The following is a 20441-nucleotide window of genomic DNA, read 5'->3' on the forward strand; positions in this document are numbered from 1 at the left end:
CATGCTACCGACTGACGAACAATTACAAATCAGCGACGCGGCCCGGCAATTTGCCCAGGAACGGCTCAAGCCGTTCGCCGCCGAGTGGGATCGCGAGCACCGCTTTCCCAAGGAAGCCATCGGCGAGATGGCCGAACTGGGCTTCTTCGGCATGTTGGTGCCGGAGCAGTGGGGCGGTTGCGACACCGGTTACCTGGCGTACGCCATGGCCCTGGAAGAAATCGCCGCTGGCGATGGTGCCTGCTCGACCATCATGAGCGTGCACAACTCGGTGGGTTGCGTGCCGATCCTCAAGTTCGGCAACGACGATCAGAAAGAGCGCTTCCTCAAACCGTTGGCCAGTGGCGCCATGCTCGGGGCGTTCGCGCTGACCGAGCCGCAGGCCGGTTCCGACGCCAGCAGCCTGAAAACCCGCGCCCGCCTGAACGGCGATCACTACGTGCTCAACGGCTGCAAGCAGTTCATTACCTCGGGGCAAAATGCCGGGGTGGTGATTGTCTTCGCGGTCACCGACCCGAGCGCCGGCAAACGCGGGATCAGCGCCTTTATCGTGCCCACCGATTCACCGGGCTACAAGGTTGCGCGGGTTGAAGACAAGCTCGGCCAGCACGCCTCGGACACCTGCCAAATCCTCTTTGAGGACGTGAAGGTGCCGGTGGCCAATCGTCTGGGCGAGGAGGGCGAAGGCTACAAAATCGCCCTGGCCAACCTTGAAGGCGGACGTGTCGGGATTGCTTCGCAGTCGGTCGGCATGGCCCGCGCCGCGTTCGAAGCCGCCCGCGATTACGCCCGCGAGCGCGAGAGTTTCGGCAAGCCGATCATCGAGCATCAGGCGGTTGCCTTCCGTTTGGCTGACATGGCCACGCAAATCGCTGTCGCCCGGCAAATGGTGCATTACGCCGCCGCCCTGCGTGACAGCGGCAAACCGGCGCTGGTGGAAGCCTCGATGGCCAAGCTGTTCGCCTCGGAAATGGCCGAAAAGGTCTGCTCGACGGCCTTGCAAACCCTCGGTGGTTACGGTTACCTGAGTGACTTCCCGCTGGAGCGGATCTACCGCGACGTGCGGGTTTGTCAGATCTATGAAGGCACCAGCGATATTCAGCGCATGGTCATTTCGCGCAATCTTTGAGAAGGAACGTTGCATGAGCTACGAAACGATTTTGTTGGAAGTTCAGGGGCGCGTCGGTCTGATCACCCTCAACCGCCCACAAGCCCTGAACGCCTTGAACGCGCAGATCGTCAGTGAGTTGAACCACGCACTGGATGGTCTGGAAGCCAATCCGGAAATCGGCTGCATCGTGCTGACCGGCTCGAAAAAGGCCTTTGCCGCCGGTGCCGACATCAAGGAAATGGCCGAGCTGACCTACCCGCAGATCTACCTTGACGACCTGTTCAGCGACAGTGACCGGGTGGCCAACCGACGCAAACCGATCATTGCTGCGGTCGCCGGTTTTGCGTTGGGTGGTGGCTGTGAGCTGGCGCTGATGTGCGACTTCATTCTGGCCGGCGACAACGCCAAATTCGGCCAGCCGGAAATCAACCTCGGCGTGTTGCCGGGCATGGGCGGCACCCAGCGCCTGACTCGCGCCGTGGGCAAGGCCAAAGCCATGGAAATGTGCCTCAGCGGCCGCCTGATCGATGCGGTGGAAGCGGAACGCTGCGGCATCGTTGCGCGCATCGTGCCGGTGGATGAGTTGCTGGATGAAGCGCTGAAGGTTGCCGCGTTGATTGCCAAGAAGTCCTTGCCGATTGCGATGATGGTCAAGGAAAGCGTCAACCGCGCCTTTGAAGTCAGCCTGTCCGAAGGCGTGCGCTTTGAACGCCGGGTGTTCCATGCGGCGTTTGCCACACAGGATCAGAAAGAAGGCATGGCAGCGTTTATCGCCAAGCGTGAGGCGCAGTTCCAAGGTAAGTAATGCAGTACCCTCGCGGGCGCTTTCGCGAGCAAGCCCGCTCCCACATTAATCCAGGGTGTTCACAAATACCGTGTACACCGCAGGACTAATGTGGGAGCGGGCTTGCTCGCGAAGCTTTTAAAGCGTCACACCAGGTAGTTCTTGAGCTCCCGCGCGATCACCATCCGCTGAATCTCGCTCGAGCCTTCGTAAATTTGCGTGATCCGCGCATCGCGGTAGTAGCGTTCCACCGGATAATCTTCCAGATAGCCGTAGCCGCCGTGAATCTGTATCGCGGACGAGCAGACTTTCTCAGCCATCTCCGAGGCAAAAAGCTTGGCCTGCGAGGCTTCCGACAGGCATGGCTTGCCGGCGCTGCGCAACCGGGCGGCATGCAGGATCAGCAAGCGCGCGGCATTCAGCCGGGTGTGCATGTCGGCGAGCATGTTGGCGACGCTTTGGTGCTCGATGATCGGCTTGTCGAACTGCACCCGGTCACGGGCGTAGGCCAGCGCTGCTTCGAAAGCTGCACGGGCGATACCCAGCGCCTGCGCGGCGATGCCGATGCGACCGCCTTCGAGATTGGACAGGGCAATCGCCAAACCCTTGCCGCGCTCACCCAGCAGATTGGCTTCGGGGATCGTGCAATTGTTCAGTGTCACTGCGCAGGTGTCGGAAGCGCGGATACCCATCTTGTGTTCGCTGCGGTCGACGATAAAACCCGGCGTGTCGGTTGGCACCAGGAACGCCGACAAGCCTTTCTTGCCCAGCTCCGGATCGGTCACCGCAAACACAATCGCCAGTTTTGCTCGTCGACCGTTGCTGACAAACTGCTTGGCGCCATTGATCACCCACTGGCCGTCGCGCAGTTCGGCGCGGGTGCGCAGGTTATGCGCCTCGGAACCGGCCTGCGGCTCGGTCAGGCAGAAGCAGCCGATGGCCTGACCGCTGGCCAGGTCCGCCAGCCAGGTCTGTTTCTGTTCTTCAGTGCCATAGTTGAGAACCGGCCCGCAGCCCACCGAATTGTGGATGCTCATCAGGGCTCCGGTGGCGCCGTCGCCGGCAGAAATCTCTTCCACCGCCAGCGCGTAGGCCACGTAGTCGACGTAAGTGCCACCCCATTCCTCGGGAACCACCATGCCGAGCAAACCCAGCTCGCCCATCTTGGCCACCAGCGCATCATCGATCCAGCCGGCTTTTTCCCAGGCCTGGGCGTGAGGGGCGATTTCGCCGCGGGCAAAATCCCGGGCCATGTCGCGGATCATCACTTGTTCTTCGGTCAATTCGATATCGTGCATGGCTCAGTTCCCGCTCTGGTCAAAACCGCTGAAGAAGCTCGCAACGTGTTTGGCGTCCAGCGCCTGTACGGTCGGAGGGTTCCAGCGTGGGCTCTTGTCTTTGTCGATCAGCAAGGCGCGGACGCCTTCGATCAGGTCACCGCGTTCGAACCACTGGCGATCGAGGTGCAGTTCGAGGGCGAAGCAGTTTTCCAGGCTCAGCTGACGGCCGCGACGCAGCATCTCTAACGTTACACCCATGGCCAGCGGTGAACGACTGTCGAGTAAATCGGCAGTGGTCATTGCCCAGTCGTGGCTGTCGGCCATCGTGACGCTGCGCAGTTGCTCAACGATGCTCGGTACGTCCGGCAGGGCGAAGAAGTGGTCGATCGTTGGCCGCAGTGCCTGCAACGGTGCATCGGGCAGTTGCTGTAGCGCGAGTTTCGCCAGCAGACCTTGCAGGTCCTTGAGCGGGGTGTCATGCCACTCGAGGCTGTCGAGGCGTTGATCCAGCTCGGTGAGTTTCTGGCTTTCGAGGTACCAATCGGCCAACCCGCAATACAGCGCATCGGCGGCGCGGATCTGCACGCCGCTGACGCCGAGGTAGATACCCAGTTCGCCGGGAATCCGTGGCAGGAAGTAGCTGCCGCCAACGTCCGGGAAGTAACCGATGGCCACTTCCGGCATTGCCAGGCGGCTGCGTTCGGTGACTACCCGCAGGTCTGCGCCTTGCACCAGGCCCATGCCGCCGCCGAGGACGAAACCGTCCATCAACGCCAGTACCGGTTTGCGGTAATGGTGGATCGCCAGGTCGAGGGCGTATTCCTCGACGAAAAAGTCTTCATGCAGGGTGCCGCCGCTTTTGAAACTGTCGTACAGCGAACGGATATCGCCGCCGGCGCAGAAGGCCTTTTCGCCAGCCCCGCGCAACACCACGGCGTGGATATGCGGGTCTTTCGACCAGGCATCGAGTTGTCGGTGCAGGCTGCGGACCATGTCCAGGGTAATGGCGTTGAGGCCGGCGGGGCGATTGAGGGTCAGGTGGCCAATGTGGTTGCGGACCTCGGCCAGCACGTCGTTGGCGCTGGCATCAATGCCGTGGATCGCCTGGGATGAAACCTGAGCAGTCATCACTAACTCCCTGCTTTTATTGTTCTTTATAGAAGTGTTCGCGCGCGAACGATGCCGGATCGTAACAGTGCAAATTTGCGATGTACAACCGTGATAGATGCAGGTCCGGTCTGCATTTTTGTAATGCCTGCACGCTGATTCATCGCATAAACGCCCTGATAGGGCATTCACGACAGGATCGGCTGTGAAAATGCCGACATCAGCACAAGCGAGCTGTCTGCGACGGCCCTTTCGACACCTCGACACAATCGTCTGTTGGCATTCTGGCCTTCCATTCGAAGCCGTCTGCGCCAAGGGTTTCAGGGTGGGGTGTGGCCGGCCTTTGGCGGTGCACCGAACACAAACAATAAGAACGCTGCTGCGGCAGACGCCGCATCGACTCTCTGTTCCTGCCCATAAAGGCGCCCAGGCATTCGTGCCCGGTCGCGATAATTCCAATCAAATCGGGACTTATGAAGATGAAAACCCAATGGCTGACGTTGCCTGTACTCGCGATGCTGTTCTGCTCGGCCGGCGCTAGCGCCAAAGAGTGGACCGAACTGCGCTTCGGCACCAACCCAAGCTACCCGCCGTTTGAGTCGACCACCGCCGACGGTGGCGTGCAAGGCTTTGGCGTGGACCTGGGCAATGCGATCTGCGCCGAACTGAAGCTCAAGTGTGTGTGGGTCAGCAATGACTTCGACGGGCTGATTCCTGCGCTCAAGGCCGGCAAGTTCGACGCCATCGAGTCGTCGATGACCGTCACCGACGCCCGCAAGAAACAGATCGATTTTACCGACCGTCTGTATGCCGGCCCGACCGCCATCGTCACCCGCAAGGATTCCGGGCTTGAGCCCACCGCCGAGTCGCTCAAGGGCAAGACCATTGGTTTCATGCAAGGCACCATTCAGGAAACCTACGCCAGGGCCAAACTGGCACCGGGCGGGGTGAAACTGCGCGCCTATCAGAACCAGGATCAGGTCTACGCCGATCTGGTTTACGGCCGCCTCGACGCCTCGATTCAGGACAAGCTGCAAGCGCAGATGAGCTTCCTTGAGTCGCCACAAGGCGCCCCATTCAAGAACAGCCAAGGCATCAGTGATCCGCTGGTGCCGGCGGATATCGCCATCGGTGTGCGCAAGGACAACGACGAGCTCAAAGGCATGCTCAATACCGCCATCAAGGCCCTGCACGAGAAGGGCATCTACGCGCAGATCCAGAAGAAATACTTCGGCGATCTGGACCTCTACAACAACTGATCAGCGCACCTGAAGCGTTGGGCCGTGGTTCACGACCCAACAGCCTCGCTGTGGTGCTTCAAGACAGGTGACTTGCGTGAATACCTTCCTCAATGCTCTGGGCCTGGATCTCTCGGCCCTGCAAGGCTATGGCCCACTGTTGCTGCACGGCACCTGGGTAACCCTGAAACTCTCGGCGCTGTCGCTGTTGGTCAGCATGCTGCTGGGCTTGCTCGGTGCGGCGGCCAAGCTCTCGCCGCTGCGGCTGCTGAACCTGCCGGCAACCTTTTACACCACGCTGATTCGCGGTGTACCGGACCTGGTGTTGATGTTGCTGATCTTCTACAGCCTGCAAGGCTGGTTGAGCAGCCTGACCGAGTTCATGCAATGGCCGTACATGGAAATCGACCCGTTCGTGGCCGGTATCGTGACCCTGGGCTTTATCTATGGCGCGTATTTCACCGAGACCTTTCGTGGCGCGATCCTCAGTGTCCCTCGGGGGCAACAGGAGGCTGGCGCGTCGTTTGGCCTGAGCCGTTGGCAGCGGTTTTACTGCGTGGTGTTCCCGCAGATGATGCGCTTTGCCTTGCCGAGTCTGGGCAACAACTGGCTGGTGCTGCTCAAGGCTACGGCGTTGGTGTCGATCATCGGCTTGTCGGACCTGGTCAAGGTCGCGCAGGAGGCCGGCAAAAGCACCTTCAACATGCTGGATTTTCTGTTGCTGGCGGCAGCGCTGTACCTGCTGATCACCAGCGGTTCGAACTATGTCTTGCGCGTGCTTGAACGGCGCTACAACCAGGGCGTGCGAGGGATGACGCGATGATCGAATTGATCTCCGAATACTGGAAACCTTTCCTGTTCAGTGACGGCTACAACTTCACCGGTTTGGCCATGACCTTATGGCTGCTGGTGGTGAGCATCGTGCTCGGCTTCTGCCTGTCGCTGCCGCTGGCCATCCTGCGCACGTCGCGCTGGGGGCTTTTGCGCTGGCCGGTGCAATTGTTTACCTATGTATTTCGTGGCACGCCGTTGTATATCCAGTTGCTGATTTGCTACAGCGGGATCTACGGCATCGCGGTGGTCCGCTCGCAGCCGCTGCTGGAAGCGTTCTTTCGCGATGCGATGAACTGCACCTTGCTGGCGTTCACCCTCAACACTTGCGCCTACACCGTCGAGATCTTCGCCGGGGCGATCCGCAGCATTCCCTACGGTGAAATCGAAGCCGCCCATGCCTATGGCCTGAGTGGCTGGCGTTTGTATGTGAAGTTGATTCTGCCCTCGGCGTTGCGTCGGGCGCTGCCTTACTACAGCAACGAAGTGATCCTGATGCTGCACGCCACGTCGGTGGCGTTCACCGCGACCATTCCGGACATCCTCAAGGTTGCCCGGGACGCCAATGCAGCGACCTTCATGACTTTCCAGGCCTTCGGTATCGCCGGGCTGCTGTACCTCGCGCTGTCATTTGGCCTGGTCGGCGCGTTTCGTCTCGCAGAGAAGCGCTGGCTGAATTTCCTCGGGCCGGCTCACTGAGAACCGGAGCCGGCTTTTTTCCTCTCTCTTTCTGTCCAGAACGCTGTCGCCAACGGCAGCGCTCCAGGAGTGTTGCATGTACAAACTGACCGTTGAAAATCTGTATAAACGCTTTGGTGACAACGAAGTGCTCAAGGGCGTCTCGTTGAATGCCCGCGCCGGTGATGTGGTGAGCATGATTGGCGCCAGTGGCTCCGGCAAAAGCACTATGCTGCGGTGTATCAACTTCCTTGAACGGGCGGATGAAGGAGCCATCGAGCTGGACGGCGAGCGGATTGTCACCCGCCCGGCGCCCGGAGGCATGCGGGTTGCCAACCCGGCACAGTTGCAGCGCTTGCGCACGCGGCTGGCGATGGTGTTTCAGCACTTCAACCTGTGGAGTCATCTGACGGTTTTGGAGAACATCATGCTGGCGCCGTGCAAAGTCCTGGGCGTCAGTCGCAAGGACGCTGAAGTCAGCGCTCGGGCGTATCTGGACAAGGTTGGTTTGCCGCAACGCGTGGCCGAGCAGTACCCGGCCTTCCTGTCCGGCGGCCAACAACAACGGGTAGCGATTGCCCGGGCATTGGCGGTGGAACCACAGATTCTGTTGTTCGATGAGCCGACTTCGGCCCTCGACCCGGAACTGGTGGGTGAAGTATTGAAGGTGATTCAGGCGTTGGCTGAAGAAGGCCGGACCATGTTGATGGTGACCCACGAAATGGGCTTTGCCCGGCAGGTGTCCAGCCAGGTGCTGTTCCTGCATCAAGGCCGGGTCGAGGAGCAGGGCGATGCAACGATTCTCGACCAGCCGAAAAGCGAGCGTTTACAGCAATTTTTATCGGGCCGTTTGAAGTGAGGCAAGGCGTACATGGCGGACATCCGCGATATGTCGATCGTGCTTGATCGTATTGATCAGGCAATCATTGAGGTGCTGCGCCACGAAGGGCGCATCACCTATCAGAAGCTTTCCGAGCGCGTGCACCTGACGCCAAGGCCATGCCTTGAGCGGGTGCGCAAGCTCGAACAGCTTGGCGTCATACGTGGCTACGGGGCGATTCTCGACGAGAAAAAACTGACCCCCGGTCTGTCGTTGCTGGTGCTGGTGGCACTCTCGAACCAGAGCGGGCGCGCCGCGCAGAAAGCCTTCGAAGCCAAAGTCCGCGCCTGTCCGCAAGTGCTGGAGTGCCAATTGATCAGCGGCGCCTTCGACTACAGCCTGCGGATGCGCTGTCGCGACATGGAGCACTACCGGGTACTGACCGAAGTCTGGTTCGACGACCCGGACCTGCACATCGACAAACTGGTCAGCCACCCCGAGCTGGCGATGGTCAAAACCTCCACCTAGAACGGGCCCAGCGCCGCAGTTCCGTAGCAGCTGGCGCAGCCTGCGTTCGGCTGCGCAGCGGTCGTAAAACCATGCTCTGCGGTGTTTCAGACTCACCGAGTCGTCAGCATTTACGACTGCTTCGCAGCCGAACGCAGGCTGCGCCAGCTGCTACGGTAATCGGTGATTTCAGACGATTTATCACGCCCGCCAAATCGGCTGCAAGCCACCCCGTTTTCAGCCATTTCCAGCACCAACTCCCTCCTTATCAGCCGGGTTTTTCCGGCGCCGAATCAGACAATGAGCACCTCTCAACCCTCATTGATTCTGTGCCCATGCAAACCACCAATACCGTTTTGATGATTCGCCCGACACGTTTCTCCTTCAACCAGGACACGGCCGCCAACAACCGTTTCCAGCGTCCGGCGGCTGCAGCCGAAGACGTACAACTCAAGGCCCTGCAAGAGTTCGACGGCTATGTCGCCGCCCTGCGCGAGCACGGCGTTGAAGTCATGGTGCACAACGACAGCGAAGCCCCGCACACCCCGGACTCGATCTTTCCGAACAATTGGTGGAGCAGCCATCCCGACGGCACGCTCGTGCTGTACCCGATGCAGGGCCACAACCGGCGCCTGGAGCGCGACAAAGGCGTACTCGACTGGCTGCGCGATGCTTACCGTGTCGAGCAATTGCTCGACCTCTCCGACCTTGAGCAGCAGGAAGTGTTCCTTGAAGGAACCGGCAGCATGGTCCTCGATCGGGAGCAGCGCATCTGTTACGCCGGGTATTCGACCCGCACCCACGCGAAGGCGTTGGATCAGGTGGTTGAACACCTCGGCTATGAGCTCTGCGCGTTTAACGCAGTGGACCGTCACGGAGTGCCGATCTATCACACCAACGTAATGATGAGCGTCGGCACGCAACTGGCGGTGGTCTGCCTGGAGTCAGTCAGCGACCTGGACGAACGCAATGCACTGCGCTCACGCCTGGAACGCAGCGGCAAGCAAGTCTTGAGCCTGAGCTTCGATCAACTGGAGTCGTTCGCCGGCAACATGCTTGAAGTGCACAACGCCGCTGGCGAGCCGTTGCTGGTGATGTCGCGCACGGCCTGGCGGTCGCTGCATGCCGACCAGCGCCGGATGGTCGAAGCGTACGCCAAACCTCTACCCGTAAACATCGACACCATCGAGCGGATTGGCGGCGGCAGCGCGCGCTGCATGCTCGCGGAAGTCTATCTGCCTAAACGCGTGAGCCCACAGGAGCAGCATTGATGATCGTCCGTCCTGCAACAATGAATGACCTGCCGGCATTGCTGGCACTGGCCCATAGCGCCGGCGCCGGTTTGACCACCTTGCCGGCCGATGCCGGGCGATTGCGTCAGCGCCTGGAATGGGCTGAAAAAACCTTCGCCGGTGAAGCCGAACGGGCTGATGCCGATTACCTGTTTGTGCTGGAGGCCGACAACGGCGAGGCCGTCGGTATCTGCGCCCTGGCTGGCGCGGTCGGGCTGCGCGAGCCTTGGTACAACTACCGGATGGGGTTGTTTGTCGCCGCGTCGAAAAATCTCGGGATCAATCAGCAATTACCGACGCTGTTTCTCGGCAATGACATGACCGGGCAATCGGAGTTGTGCTCGTTGTTCCTGCATGCCGGTCATCGCAGCGGTTTGAATGGTCGTTTGCTGTCCAAGGCGCGGTTTCTGTTTCTCGCGGAATTTCGCCAGTACTTTGGCGACAAAGTGATCGCCGAGATGCGCGGTTACTCGGACGAAGACGGCGTCTCGCCGTTCTGGGAAGGGCTGGGTCGGCACTTTTTCAAGATGGATTTTGCCGACGCCGACTACCTCACCGGGTTGGGCAACAAGACCTTCATTGCCGAACTGATGCCGAAGTTCCCGCTGCCAACCTGCCTGCTGCCCGAGGCTGCGCGGGCGACGATCGGCCGGGTTCATCCCAACACCGAACCGGCGCTGGGGATGCTCAAGGCGGAAGGGTTCGAGCACAAGGATTACATCGACATCTTTGACGGCGGTCCGTTGATCGAGTGCGCCACCGGCGACATTCGCGCGGTGCGTGACAGCCAGGTATTGCAACTGAGCATCGGCACGCCGGGAGAGCAGGCGGCGGTGTATCTGATTCACAACCGCCAGTTCGCCGATTGCCGGATCACCGCCGCGCCAGCGCGGGTCGCCGCCGGGACCTTGATTGTCGATGCCCACACCGCCAAGGCACTGGGCTTGACGGCCGGTGCTTCGGTGCGCGCCGTCAGCCTGGCCGTGCCGGCGCGACAGCAGTCGGCTGCCTAATGGTTTAGTGGCTAAGGCCGAGTGCCAAACACTTCACTGATACTGCGGCGTTTGGCATGCAGCTCGCTGGCGTGGATCAACTGCTCAAGGTCCTCGGGCGTGACGTCGAAGAACTCCTGCATGTCGGCCAGGGCCAGCTTGAGGTCTTCGGCGGTAATCGCCAGCGCGTCTGTGGGCGGATGATCTGCGGGCACCGTGGCGACCGGTTCACTGTGGCCCTTGGGGTAACGGATCCGCGTCAGGTTGTTATAGAAAAGGGCGCTGAGCAGCATGCACGTCGCGGCGAGCATCACCGGCCCGAGTTCGCGCCATTCCATCGCGATGGTCGCCGGGTCCGCCACCACCAGCAGCAACGCCAACGCACCCGCTGGCGGGTGCAGGCAACGCAGCCAGCACATCAGAATCAGCGCCATGCCAGCCGCCAGGCAGGCACTGCCCAGTGTGCGCCCAAGCACATGGGCCACCAGCAGCGACACCACCGCTGCACACAAATAGCCGCCGAGAATCGACCACGGCTGCGCCAGTGCGCCGGAAGACACGGCGAACAGCAACACCGCCGAAGCGCCCAACGGCCCGATCAAGTGCAAGGCCACATCCATGCCGAACACCTGGCCACAGAGCCAGACGCTCAGCAGCGTGCCCAGCGACATGCCGATGGCGGCACGGCTCCATTCAGAGGGGCGGGTGTTGACGGCAGCGGGAATCCAGCGAGCGAGCATAACGAAAACGATCCAGTGGCAAAGAACGGACAAAAAGAAGGGCTTGTCTGGATCACCAGAAAGCCCTTTAAACGTTCCAACATTTGGGGGAGGAACCGGCACAGTGTGCCGATCTATCTCACCCCTGACAAATTCATATTAATGAGCTTTCAGTGCATTTATTTTGAAGTGTGGCGACGCGCCGACCACTCAGGAAACACAGCAATCCGCCCATGGCGGTCAGTGCGCTGAGGGCATAAAACATCGTCGCCGGTGCCGTGTGGGTCAGCAAAAAGCCGCAAATCACCGGGCTCGCCGCACCGCCCAGTGCCGCCAGGTTCTGCGCGCCGTAGTAGCTGCCGCGCAGTTCTTCCGGGGCCAGGGTATCGACGAACAGGAACTCTGCCGGGTAGATGATCATTTCGCCGAGGGTGAAGACAAACATCGCCAGGCACCACTGCACCAGGTTCTGCGCGAAGCTGAAGCCGATCAACCCGAAGATGAACAGGCTGCTGCCGATAACAATCCAGTAACGCAGCTGTTCGCGTTTAAGGAAACGGCCGATCTGGTACTGCAGGAGAATCACGCTGATCGCGTTGCAGGCGAGGATCGCGGCCATGGTTTGCAGGGCGATATGCTCGTTTTGCGTCACCAGCAGGTATTGCGACAGGTACAGGGTGAAACGCCCGTGCACCACGGTGCTGAGCAGGCAGCCGCAGGTGAACATGATCAGTGTGCGGTCGTTCTTCAGGGTCACCAGGGTTTTCAGAAAGCTCTGTGGCTGGCCAACAGCCGCTTCCTTGGCCGATCCGGGAATCCCTCTCATCAGGAAGGTACTGAAAAAAGCGATGCCACCGGCAATCAGGAACGGTGCCAATGGCTGCACCCCGGCAATCACCACCCCCAGCATCGGGCCGGTGGCGTAGCCGATGTTGGTCAGGGTGTAGCGCAGCGAAAACGCCTTGGCCCGCTGGCCCATCGGCAGGTTTTCACTGAGGATCGCTTTGGAGCCGATCAGAAACAGCGCCGAAGCGGTTTCGGTAATCACCAGCGTCAGCGTGGTCAGGTAAAGGTTGTGGGCGAAGGTCAGCAGGACAAAACCGACGGCGCTGGAGAGCATCGCCAGAATCAGCAACCGGCGTTTCTCCAGGCGGTCGATGATGTAACCGCCATACAGCGCGAGCAGGGTGGCGATGAACACCGCGATGCCCAACAGCAGGCCAACGTCCTGTTGGTTCAGGCCCAGCTTGTTGCTGAGGAACAGTGTCAGCAACGGGCTGGTGATGGCGCGGCTGACGACGATGGTCAGCGAGCAGATCATCAGGCGGCGAATAACGAGCGAGTAAGTGGCCACGGTGGTACGAATGTCCTTATTCAGAATTAACAATGCGGCGACGCCATTCGCGAGCAAGCCCGCTCCCACAGGGGAACGCATTCCAATGTGGGAGCGGGCTTGCTCGCGAAGAGGCCGGTCCTGACAAACCAGGGCTCATGCCAGCCACCGATCCAGTTCCCAAACCGATTGCAGTTTTTCCAGTTGCCACAACCGTTCCAGCAACCCGGTCGCCTGTTCCACCGGCAGCACCTGCGTCGCCAGGCTGAGGAATTTCTCCTCCAGCGCTGCATCACTCAACGGATTCCCCGGCGCGCCCAACGGCACCTCGACACACAGGCTCGCCGTGCGACCATCGCGGCTGCGAATGCTCACGACCGGCTCGCCATCCTCTGACAGTTGCGGATCCACGACAAGGTGAATGCGCGACATCCAATGCGCAATTTCTGACGTACTGCGTTGTTCGTCGTCATAGGCCTCAAGCCGGCAATGACCATGGACCAATCGAGCAGCGAGGGCATATGGCAGGCTCATTTGCGCGGCGGCCAAACTGCCGATATCGCGCCCGCCGCACATCTCGTTGAGAAAACCACACAGTGACACCTGAACGTCTTCCAATTGATCGGCGTCGATCTGCAATTGCTCCATCAACAAACCCAAGGCATCGATGGCCGAATGTGTGCCACGGCATGAGGCATAGGGCTTGATCGAGCAGCGGGCGAGTTTCCACACCACGCCAAGGTCTGCGTCCAGCGCCTCGGGTTGCGCGTGTTCCGCCGCGAGGGTCTTGAGAAAGCCGCCCCAGACGTCATCGAACAACTTGGTTGGCCCGCTGATCCCTTGCTCGGCAAACCGCGCCGCCAGCAAGCCACCTTCGGCGGCGCGGCCGCTGTGGAGTTTTTTGCTTTGTGAACCATCATGGATAAACGCCCAGAGGCCGCCGCTGAAACTGCCGGCAATGCCTAGTGCGGCGAGGGTTTGTGCCGGATCAAGACCGAGTATTCGCGCACTGGCCGTCGCCGCGCCGAACACCCCGCAGGTGGCGGTCGAATGCCAACCGGCGCCGTTGTGCGCCGAGTAACCGCCACAGGCCTCAAGCACCCGACGACCGATCTCGTAGCCGATCACTACGGCGGTAATCAGCTCGCGGCCGTTTACCGGAGTAGACCTCAGGCTGACCGCCGCCATCACTGCCGGCAGCACCACCGCGCCGGAGTGATCGCAGCCGCCGGTATCGTCCAGTTCCAGCGCATGGGCGGCAATGCCATTGAGCATCGCTGCCTGCGCGGCGCCGACATACTGCGCAGTGCCCCAGACCAGGGTTGGGCCTGTTTCATTGGCAAAGGTTTGCCGGACGGTGACGGCAATTTCACTGGCGGCCCCGGCCAGGGTCGCGCCGACCGTATCAAGAATGTGTCGCTTGGCTTGTGCCACCAATGCCGGCGGCAAGTCTTCGAAACGGGTATCGACGCACAAATGCGCCAGACGCTGCAATGGTTCGCTCATGGCAAGTACGCTCGATAATGCCGCTCATACACCGCGGCTGGATGCTCCTCGTCCATCGGCACAGCACGCTCGGCCCACCACTGGGCGACGTCGCCAGCCGTGGCGATCCACACGTCATCGTGTTGCTGGATACCCAGCAGCAACTCGCGCAGGACACCGATGCGTCCCGGGGTCGCGATAATCTCCGGGTGCAGGCGCAACACGTAGCACAGGCCAAAGCGATAAAACCCGGCAAAGTCCATTTGCAGATTGCCCAAGGTATGGCTGTAGGAAGCAATCCGCGATTGCGCGGGTGGGACTGCCGGGCTCAGGTTGAACGCGAAGTAGGGTTCGTCTTCCAGTTCATAGTGCATTGGCAGTTCGATCACCTCAGGCGCCGTCGGGTGGGCGAACGGCAGGTCATCGCCACGCCAGCACGACGACCAGCGAATGCCTTGCTCGCGCAACGCTTCGGTAAACCCCGGTGCCCAGTTGCCGGCGGGAATCCGGAAGCCCGCTGGGCGCTGACCGGTAATGGCCGCGATAGCTCGGCAGCCGTGCTCAAGGGCAACCGTCTGCTCTGCGAGGCTCAGGGTGTCGTAGTTCTGATGACGATAACCGGCGCAGGCAATTTCATGACCGGCGGCCTGGATCGAACGGACATGGTCCGGGTTTTCTTCGGCAACGATGCCCGGTATGCACCAACTGCTGGCAACCCCCAACTCCTTGAACAGTGCGAGCAAGCGTTCGACCCCGCGCTGGGTACCGTAGCGCCACACCGACAGGGTCTTGTCGCGGCCGGCGACTTCCGGGGCCTGGGTCAGGATGCCGTGTACGTCGTTGTAGTCGACGGTCAACACTACGGCGCACCGGTAGCCTTTGGGCCAGGTCGTCGAATCAGCCATGTTGATGCTCCTTGAGCCACCAGTGGGCGACATCGCGGCAGGTGGCGAACCACACGTCATCACGCTGGCGCATGTGTTCGAAAAGTTTCTCCAGCAGCAGAATGCGCCCCGGTTTACCGGTGATCTTCGGGTGGAAGAGGGTGGTCAGGCACAGTCCTTCATTCATCGCGCCGTCGAATTCGCGGCACCAATTGTCGAGGGTCAGCTCATAGCTGGCGGTACGGTCCAGCCCCGAGGGAAAGTCCGGCGCGCGGGTGTAGGCGATGGAGGCGTAATCGTCCATTTCCCAGCGGCCGGGGATTTCCACCAACGGGGTATCAAAGCCCGGCACGTTCACCAGGTACGGCCGGTCATCGCCGCGCATGCTGCTGGAATAAGTGACGCCGGCTTCCACCAGCATGGCCGGCGTCTCGGCCTGCCAGTCGCCGGATGGGGTGCGAAAGCCTTCTGCGCGGATGTTCAAATGCTGCCAGAACACCTCGCGGCATTTATTCATGACGTCCTTTTGCTGCTCCAGCGTCAGCGCATAAAAGGACTCGTGTTTGTAACCGTGGTAAGCCACTTCATGCCCGCGCTCGATGATCGACTGGCACTGTTTCGGCCAGTTTTCCACGACCCAGGCCGGGACGAAGAAGGTGGTCGGGATGCGGAACTCATCGAGCAGGTCGAGTATCCGTGGCAAAGCCCGATACGGCCCGTAACCGCCAAAACCGAAGTACTCGGGCTTGTGCCAGATCGAACCGTTGAGCATTGCATCGCCGGTGGGGCCGTCGAGATCGAAGGCCAGGGCCAGGCAGGCGGTGTGGCCGTCGGGCCAGGTCGGTTGGGGCGAGGAGGACATCGTGGCGCTCCGTACATTTATGGCTATAACGCGAGACCTGTGGGAGCGGGCTTGCTCGCGAAGAGGCCCTGTCAGTCAACATTGATGTTGGATGACACACCGCTTTCGCGAGCAAGCCCGCTCCCACAATGAGATCAGAAACCGCGGCGTGTCAGGCAAACCGCGGATTCACTCATTTCCCGGCGTTGATGGTCACGGTCTTAATAGCGCCCAACTCCAGATCCCACTTCTTCAAGATCGCCTGATAGCTGCCGTCATCAATCATGCTTTGCAGCGCGACTTTCACCGCCTCGCTCAACTCAGGTTTTTTCTTGCTGACGCCCAAACCGCTGAACTGCACCGAGATCGGCGCCCCCACGGTCTTGTAGGTGTCTTTTTCCTGGGTCTTCAGATACGACAGGGTTTCGCTGCCCTGCATGGCCGCATCGATGCGGCTCTGGCGCAGCTGCGCACGGGCGTCGGCGGAGCCTTCGGTGCCGATCACGTTGATCGCCGGTTTACCCTTCGCTTCGCAGTTGGCCTTGCTCCACTCAGCGATTTCCGCCGGGAAAGTGGTACGTCGGCTGGTCCCGACTTTCTTGCCGCACAGGTCGGCAATTTCGTTGGTGTCCTTGTTTTTTTGCAGGGTGTAGAACTGCGGCCCGCTGGTGAAGTAGTCAACGAAGGTCACGCTCTGCTGGCGCTCGGCGGTATCGGTCATGCCCGACAGCACCACGTCCACACGGTCGGTGGTCAGGGCGTTGATCATTTGCTCGAAGCCGGTTTCCTGCCATTTGATCTTCACACCCAGACGCTCGGCCAAGGCATTGCCCAGGTCGTAGTCCAGGCCGGTGAGGGTGTTGGTGGCCGGGTCCTTGAAATCCATCGGCGGATAGTTGGGCATGATCGCTACGACGATTTCGCCCTTGGCCTTGATGCTCGCGGGCAAATCAGCTGCCCAGGTCATCGAAGAGGCCATCAGGCCAGCCACTACTGCAGGGATAAGGAGGTTTTTCATGGTCGTTCTCTTTTTGAGTTGTCGTTAGGTGCGAACGGCAGAAATGAAGCTTTGGGTGCGCGGGTTTTGTGGACTTATTAGTATTTCTTCGGGGCTTCCTGCCTCCACGATCTGCCCGCCATCCATGAACACCATGCGATTGGAAACCTCGCGGGCGAAGCCCAGTTCATGGGTGACGACGATCATGGTCATGCCGGTCTGCGCCAAATCGCGCATCACCGACAGCACCTCACCGACCAGTTCCGGGTCGAGTGCCGAAGTGGGTTCATCGAACAGCATCAGCTTGGGCCGCATGGCCAGCGCCCGGGCAATGGCTACCCGTTGTTGCTGACCACCGGAGAGTTCGATCGGGTAGCTGTTGCGCTTGTCGGCCAGGCCGACGCGGGCCAGCAGTTCCAGGGCTTCTTCGTGCGCTTCCTTGGGCGAGCGCTTGAGCACCTGACATGGGCCTTCGACGATGTTTTGCAGCACAGTCATGTGCGGAAACAGGTTGAAACGCTGGAACACCATGCCGGTGGCCAGCCGCTGCCGGGCGATCTGCGACTCGTTGAGCTCATGCAGTTTGTTGCCGACGACGCGGTAGCCCACCAGTTCGCCGTCGACCCAGAGGCCGCCCTTGTCGATCTTTTCCAGCTGATTGACGCAGCGCAGCAGGGTGCTCTTACCGGAGCCGGACGGGCCGATGATGCACAGCACTTCGCCTTGCTCGACTTCGATATTGATGTCCTTGAGCGCGTGGTACTGGTCGTAATATTTGTTCAGGCTCACGGCCTTGACGATGCTTCTCATGTCGGATTCCTCAAGAACGCTTGCCGGCGCCGCGAGCGAAACGACGCTCCAGACGGCTTTGACCAAAGGACAGAACGGTGACGGCGGCCAGGTACCAGATACCCGCGACGATCAGTAATTCCATGACCCGGGCGTTGGCGTAGTAGATGTTCTGGGCGTTGTAGAGCAGTTCCGAGTACTGGATCACGCTGGCCAGGGAGGTCATCTTGACCATGCCGATGAACTCGTTGCCGACCGGTGGAATGATGATGCGCATGGCCTGCGGCAGGATGATCCGGCGCAGCGCTTGCAGGCGCGGCATACCGATCGACTTGGCCGCTTCGTACTGACCGGTGTCCACCGAGAGCAGGCCGGCGCGCACCACTTCAGCGGTGTAGGCGCCCTGGTTGATGCTCAGGCCCAGCAGTGCGGCGACGAAGGGCGTCATCAGGCTGACGGTATCGAGTTCGAACAGCCCCGGAATGCCGATGGTGGGAAATATCAACGCCAGGTTGAACCACAACAGCAGTTGCAGAATCAGCGGCGTACCACGAAACAGCCAGGTGTACGTCACCGCGACATAGCGCAGGATCGGGTTCGCCGACATGCGCATCACGGCGGTGATCACCCCGAAGACAATCCCCAGCGCCATCGCCAGCACGGCCATGATAATGGTGTTGAGCAAGCCGAACAGAATCGCCTGGGAGGTCAGGAACTGGCCGATGTACGACCACTCGATCTTGCCCTCGGCGAAGGCCCTGACCAGGCCGACGATGGCGACGACGATCAGCGTGGCGAAGAAGATCCGCCCGTAATAGCGCCGAGGTACATGCTCGTACTGAGTGATGTCGAACTGGTTTTCGGCTTTTTTGCGCTCCGCGAGGAGCTCTGCCTGAGTCTGGTTCATTTCGGTTCTCCGAACACGGGTGTTTCAGATCAACACAATCCCTGTAGGAGCAAAGCTTGCTCGCGATGGCGGTGTGTCAGTCAACACTGATGCCATCTGACCCGCCGCCATCGCGAGCAAGCTTTGCTCCTACAGGGGGTTGTGCTTTATTCAGAGGCGGAAGCCTTGATAGTTTTCGGCCCATTGCTGCTGTGCGGCGAGGGCGATTTTCAAGCGGCCGATCTGTTCACGGACCTGTTGCGGTGCAGTACCACCCCAACCACTGCGAGCAGCGATGGCGGCTTCCAGGGTCAGGCTGTCGCGAACTTCGGGGGTCAGGCGCACATCGATCTCGGCCAGCAGCGCCGGTGAGGCTTCCCACAGTTCGATATCGTGTTTCTCACAGGCCTGAACCAGCGCTCCGGTGATTTCGTGGGCCTCCTTGAACGGCACGCCGCGTACCGCCAGCCAGTCGGCAACCTCGGTGGCGAGAGTGAAGCCCAGCGGTGCCTGGCGACGCATCTCTTCGACGTTGACCTTCATGGTCGCAACCATCCCGGCCATGGCTGGCAGCACCAGCAGCAGGGTGTCGACGCTGTCGAGCACACCGTTCTTGTCTTCGCTCAAATCGCGGTTGTAAGACAGCGGCAGGGATTTGAGGGTCGACAGCAGACCGGTCAGGTTGCCGATCAAACGGCCGGCCTTGCCCCGCGCCAGTTCAGCGATGTCCGGGTTTTTCTTCTGCGGCATGATCGAACTGCCGGTGGCGTAGGCATCGTCCAGCGCAACCCAGCGAAATTGCCGCGAAGACCACAGGCAAAACTCTTCGGCCAGACGCGAGATGTTGACGCCGAGCATGCTCGCAACGAACAGGAACTCGGCGACGTGGTCACGGCTGGCCACGGCGTCGATGGAGTTTTCGCAGACACCGCTGTAGCCCATTTCCTTCGCTGATTGCTGCGGCTGACGGGCGATAGCCGAACCGGCCATGGCCGCTGCGCCCAATGGCGACAGGGAAGTGCGCACGTCCCAATCCACCAGACGTTGCACATCGCGCAGCATCGACTGGGCGTGGGCCAGCAAGTGATGGGCAAACACGATCGGTTGCGCCTGTTGCAGGTGAGTGAAACCCGGGCAAATGCTGTCGATGTGCAGCTCGGCCTGCTCGACCAGCGCCTGTTGCAGGGCCAGCACTTCGGTGGTCAGGGTGCGAGCGTGATCACGCAGAAACAGCCGCAGATCGTTGGCGGTCTGATCGTTGCGCGAGCGTCCGGCGCGCAGCTTGCCACCCAGCGCCCCAAGGCGTTCAGTCAGCAGGCGCTCGATGAAGGTGTGGACGTCTTCGTCATCCAGCGTCGGGCTGACAAGGCCAGCACGGAAGTCTTCACCGATACGCTCCAGCGCATCGAGCATGGTTTGGGTTTCCTGTGCATCGAGCAAACCGGCGCGGTGCAGTTCCCCGGCATGGGCCTTGGAACCGGCCAGGTCGTAAGGGGTGAGGCGGAAGTACCGCTCAGGGCAGCGGGACAGGGCTGCCAGGGCTTCGGATGGACCGCTTTTGAAACGCGCCCCCCACAAACGATCGGTTGCTTGAGTCATTGTTGTTTTCCTCGTCGGTAACACGAACTGATGTCGTTACGCAGAGCCTTGAACACTCGCCGGGATCGTCCGGGCGTGGTTCGGCTCATGCAGTTTTCAAGAGGGCAGTTGCAAGTGGCGAGAGCTGATCGAAGTGTCAGCTTTTAATAGTTTCGAATCAGCGAGTTGGCGCTGATCGGGGGGAATTATTGGGAGTTGCCAAGCCTGGTTTTCTGTGTTCATTATTATTAGCCAGCGTTGTTTTTGTTGTTGGACACAGACTGTTGAA

At 60.6% G+C, this 20441-nt stretch carries 20 protein-coding genes; 9 read left to right on the forward strand and 11 right to left on the reverse strand.

Going from position 1 to position 20441, the window contains the following annotated elements; all coding sequences use genetic code 11:
- The first annotated feature begins 1 nt into the window (after nucleotide 1).
- Both AC3WK5_RS01835 and AC3WK5_RS01840 read left to right on the forward strand, forming a co-directional pair.
- A complete protein-coding gene (locus tag AC3WK5_RS01835; RefSeq protein WP_103316482.1) occupies nucleotides 2–1129 on the forward strand; it encodes an acyl-CoA dehydrogenase in 1128 nt (375 codons plus the stop codon).
- A gap of 13 nt (nucleotides 1130–1142) precedes the next feature.
- The gene (locus tag AC3WK5_RS01840; protein ID WP_103316480.1) at nucleotides 1143–1916 is read left to right on the forward strand and encodes an enoyl-CoA hydratase; all 774 of its coding nucleotides are present in this window, start codon (nucleotides 1143–1145) and stop codon (nucleotides 1914–1916) included.
- Nucleotides 1917–2041: 125 nt separating this feature from the next.
- Here AC3WK5_RS01840 and AC3WK5_RS01845 read toward each other — a convergent pair whose 3' ends face one another.
- Nucleotides 2042–3193 (reverse strand): acyl-CoA dehydrogenase family protein, encoded by a 1152-nt coding sequence (locus tag AC3WK5_RS01845; protein WP_103316477.1) that lies wholly within the window; start codon nucleotides 3191–3193, stop codon nucleotides 2042–2044.
- Between the two features lie 3 nt (nucleotides 3194–3196).
- Nucleotides 3197–4303, reverse strand: coding sequence for an enoyl-CoA hydratase/isomerase family protein (locus tag AC3WK5_RS01850; protein ID WP_103316475.1), 1107 nt, complete (start codon nucleotides 4301–4303; stop codon nucleotides 3197–3199).
- A gap of 458 nt (nucleotides 4304–4761) precedes the next feature.
- Between AC3WK5_RS01850 and AC3WK5_RS01855 the strand changes: the two genes are divergently transcribed.
- The 7 genes from AC3WK5_RS01855 to astA all read left to right on the forward strand — a co-directional run bounded on the left by AC3WK5_RS01855 (nucleotide 4762) and on the right by astA (nucleotide 10661).
- A complete protein-coding gene (locus AC3WK5_RS01855) occupies nucleotides 4762–5541 on the forward strand; it encodes a transporter substrate-binding domain-containing protein (RefSeq protein ID WP_054597486.1) in 780 nt (259 codons plus the stop codon).
- 76 nt (nucleotides 5542–5617) lie between these two features.
- Complete coding sequence (locus AC3WK5_RS01860) at nucleotides 5618–6343, forward strand: ABC transporter permease (protein WP_103316473.1); 726 nt, start codon at nucleotides 5618–5620, stop codon at nucleotides 6341–6343.
- Nucleotides 6340–7050, forward strand: a complete 711-nt coding sequence (locus AC3WK5_RS01865; RefSeq protein WP_103316471.1) for an ABC transporter permease — start codon at nucleotides 6340–6342, stop codon at nucleotides 7048–7050. Before AC3WK5_RS01860 ends, AC3WK5_RS01865 begins: the two co-directional genes overlap by 4 nt.
- Before the next feature lie 76 nt (nucleotides 7051–7126).
- Nucleotides 7127–7888, forward strand: a complete 762-nt coding sequence (locus tag AC3WK5_RS01870; RefSeq protein WP_103316468.1) for an ABC transporter ATP-binding protein — start codon at nucleotides 7127–7129, stop codon at nucleotides 7886–7888.
- A gap of 12 nt (nucleotides 7889–7900) precedes the next feature.
- Entirely contained in the window at nucleotides 7901–8377 is a 477-nt protein-coding gene (locus AC3WK5_RS01875; RefSeq protein ID WP_054597482.1) for an Lrp/AsnC family transcriptional regulator, read from the forward strand.
- A gap of 314 nt (nucleotides 8378–8691) precedes the next feature.
- Nucleotides 8692–9627 carry a citrulline utilization hydrolase CtlX gene (gene ctlX, locus AC3WK5_RS01880; protein ID WP_103316467.1) on the forward strand — a complete coding sequence of 312 codons (936 nt, stop codon included), beginning with the start codon at nucleotides 8692–8694 and terminating at the stop codon, nucleotides 9625–9627.
- Nucleotides 9627–10661, forward strand: coding sequence for an arginine N-succinyltransferase (gene astA, locus AC3WK5_RS01885; protein WP_103316466.1), 1035 nt, complete (start codon nucleotides 9627–9629; stop codon nucleotides 10659–10661). Before ctlX ends, astA begins: the two co-directional genes overlap by 1 nt.
- Nucleotides 10662–10672: 11 nt before the next feature.
- Here astA and AC3WK5_RS01890 read toward each other — a convergent pair whose 3' ends face one another.
- The 9 genes from AC3WK5_RS01890 to argH form a co-directional block, all read right to left on the reverse strand.
- A complete protein-coding gene (locus AC3WK5_RS01890) occupies nucleotides 10673–11380 on the reverse strand; it encodes an HPP family protein (protein ID WP_103316465.1) in 708 nt (235 codons plus the stop codon).
- 133 nt (nucleotides 11381–11513) lie between these two features.
- Entirely contained in the window at nucleotides 11514–12713 is a 1200-nt protein-coding gene (locus tag AC3WK5_RS01895; protein ID WP_103316671.1) for an MFS transporter, read from the reverse strand.
- 135 nt (nucleotides 12714–12848) lie between these two features.
- Nucleotides 12849–14198 carry an MmgE/PrpD family protein gene (locus AC3WK5_RS01900; RefSeq protein WP_103316464.1) on the reverse strand — a complete coding sequence of 450 codons (1350 nt, stop codon included), beginning with the start codon at nucleotides 14196–14198 and terminating at the stop codon, nucleotides 12849–12851.
- The gene (locus tag AC3WK5_RS01905) at nucleotides 14195–15082 is read right to left on the reverse strand and encodes a polysaccharide deacetylase family protein (RefSeq protein ID WP_103316463.1); all 888 of its coding nucleotides are present in this window, start codon (nucleotides 15080–15082) and stop codon (nucleotides 14195–14197) included. The genes AC3WK5_RS01900 and AC3WK5_RS01905 overlap by 4 nt, the downstream gene beginning before the upstream one ends.
- Nucleotides 15075–15923, reverse strand: a complete 849-nt coding sequence (locus AC3WK5_RS01910; protein WP_103316462.1) for a polysaccharide deacetylase family protein — start codon at nucleotides 15921–15923, stop codon at nucleotides 15075–15077. Before AC3WK5_RS01910 ends, AC3WK5_RS01905 begins: the two co-directional genes overlap by 8 nt.
- A gap of 172 nt (nucleotides 15924–16095) precedes the next feature.
- Nucleotides 16096–16920: an ABC transporter substrate-binding protein gene (locus AC3WK5_RS01915; protein WP_054597475.1), complete on the reverse strand. Its 825-nt coding sequence runs from the start codon at nucleotides 16918–16920 to the stop codon at nucleotides 16096–16098.
- 24 nt (nucleotides 16921–16944) lie between these two features.
- The gene (locus tag AC3WK5_RS01920) at nucleotides 16945–17709 is read right to left on the reverse strand and encodes an amino acid ABC transporter ATP-binding protein (protein ID WP_054597474.1); all 765 of its coding nucleotides are present in this window, start codon (nucleotides 17707–17709) and stop codon (nucleotides 16945–16947) included.
- 10 nt (nucleotides 17710–17719) lie between these two features.
- Entirely contained in the window at nucleotides 17720–18595 is an 876-nt protein-coding gene (locus tag AC3WK5_RS01925; protein ID WP_103318560.1) for an amino acid ABC transporter permease, read from the reverse strand.
- Nucleotides 18596–18745: 150 nt separating this feature from the next.
- A complete protein-coding gene (argH, locus tag AC3WK5_RS01930) occupies nucleotides 18746–20173 on the reverse strand; it encodes an argininosuccinate lyase (protein WP_103318558.1) in 1428 nt (475 codons plus the stop codon).
- Between the last annotated feature and the right edge of the window lie 268 nt (nucleotides 20174–20441).

This window comes from Pseudomonas sp. FW306-02-D09B, assembly GCF_058782685.1.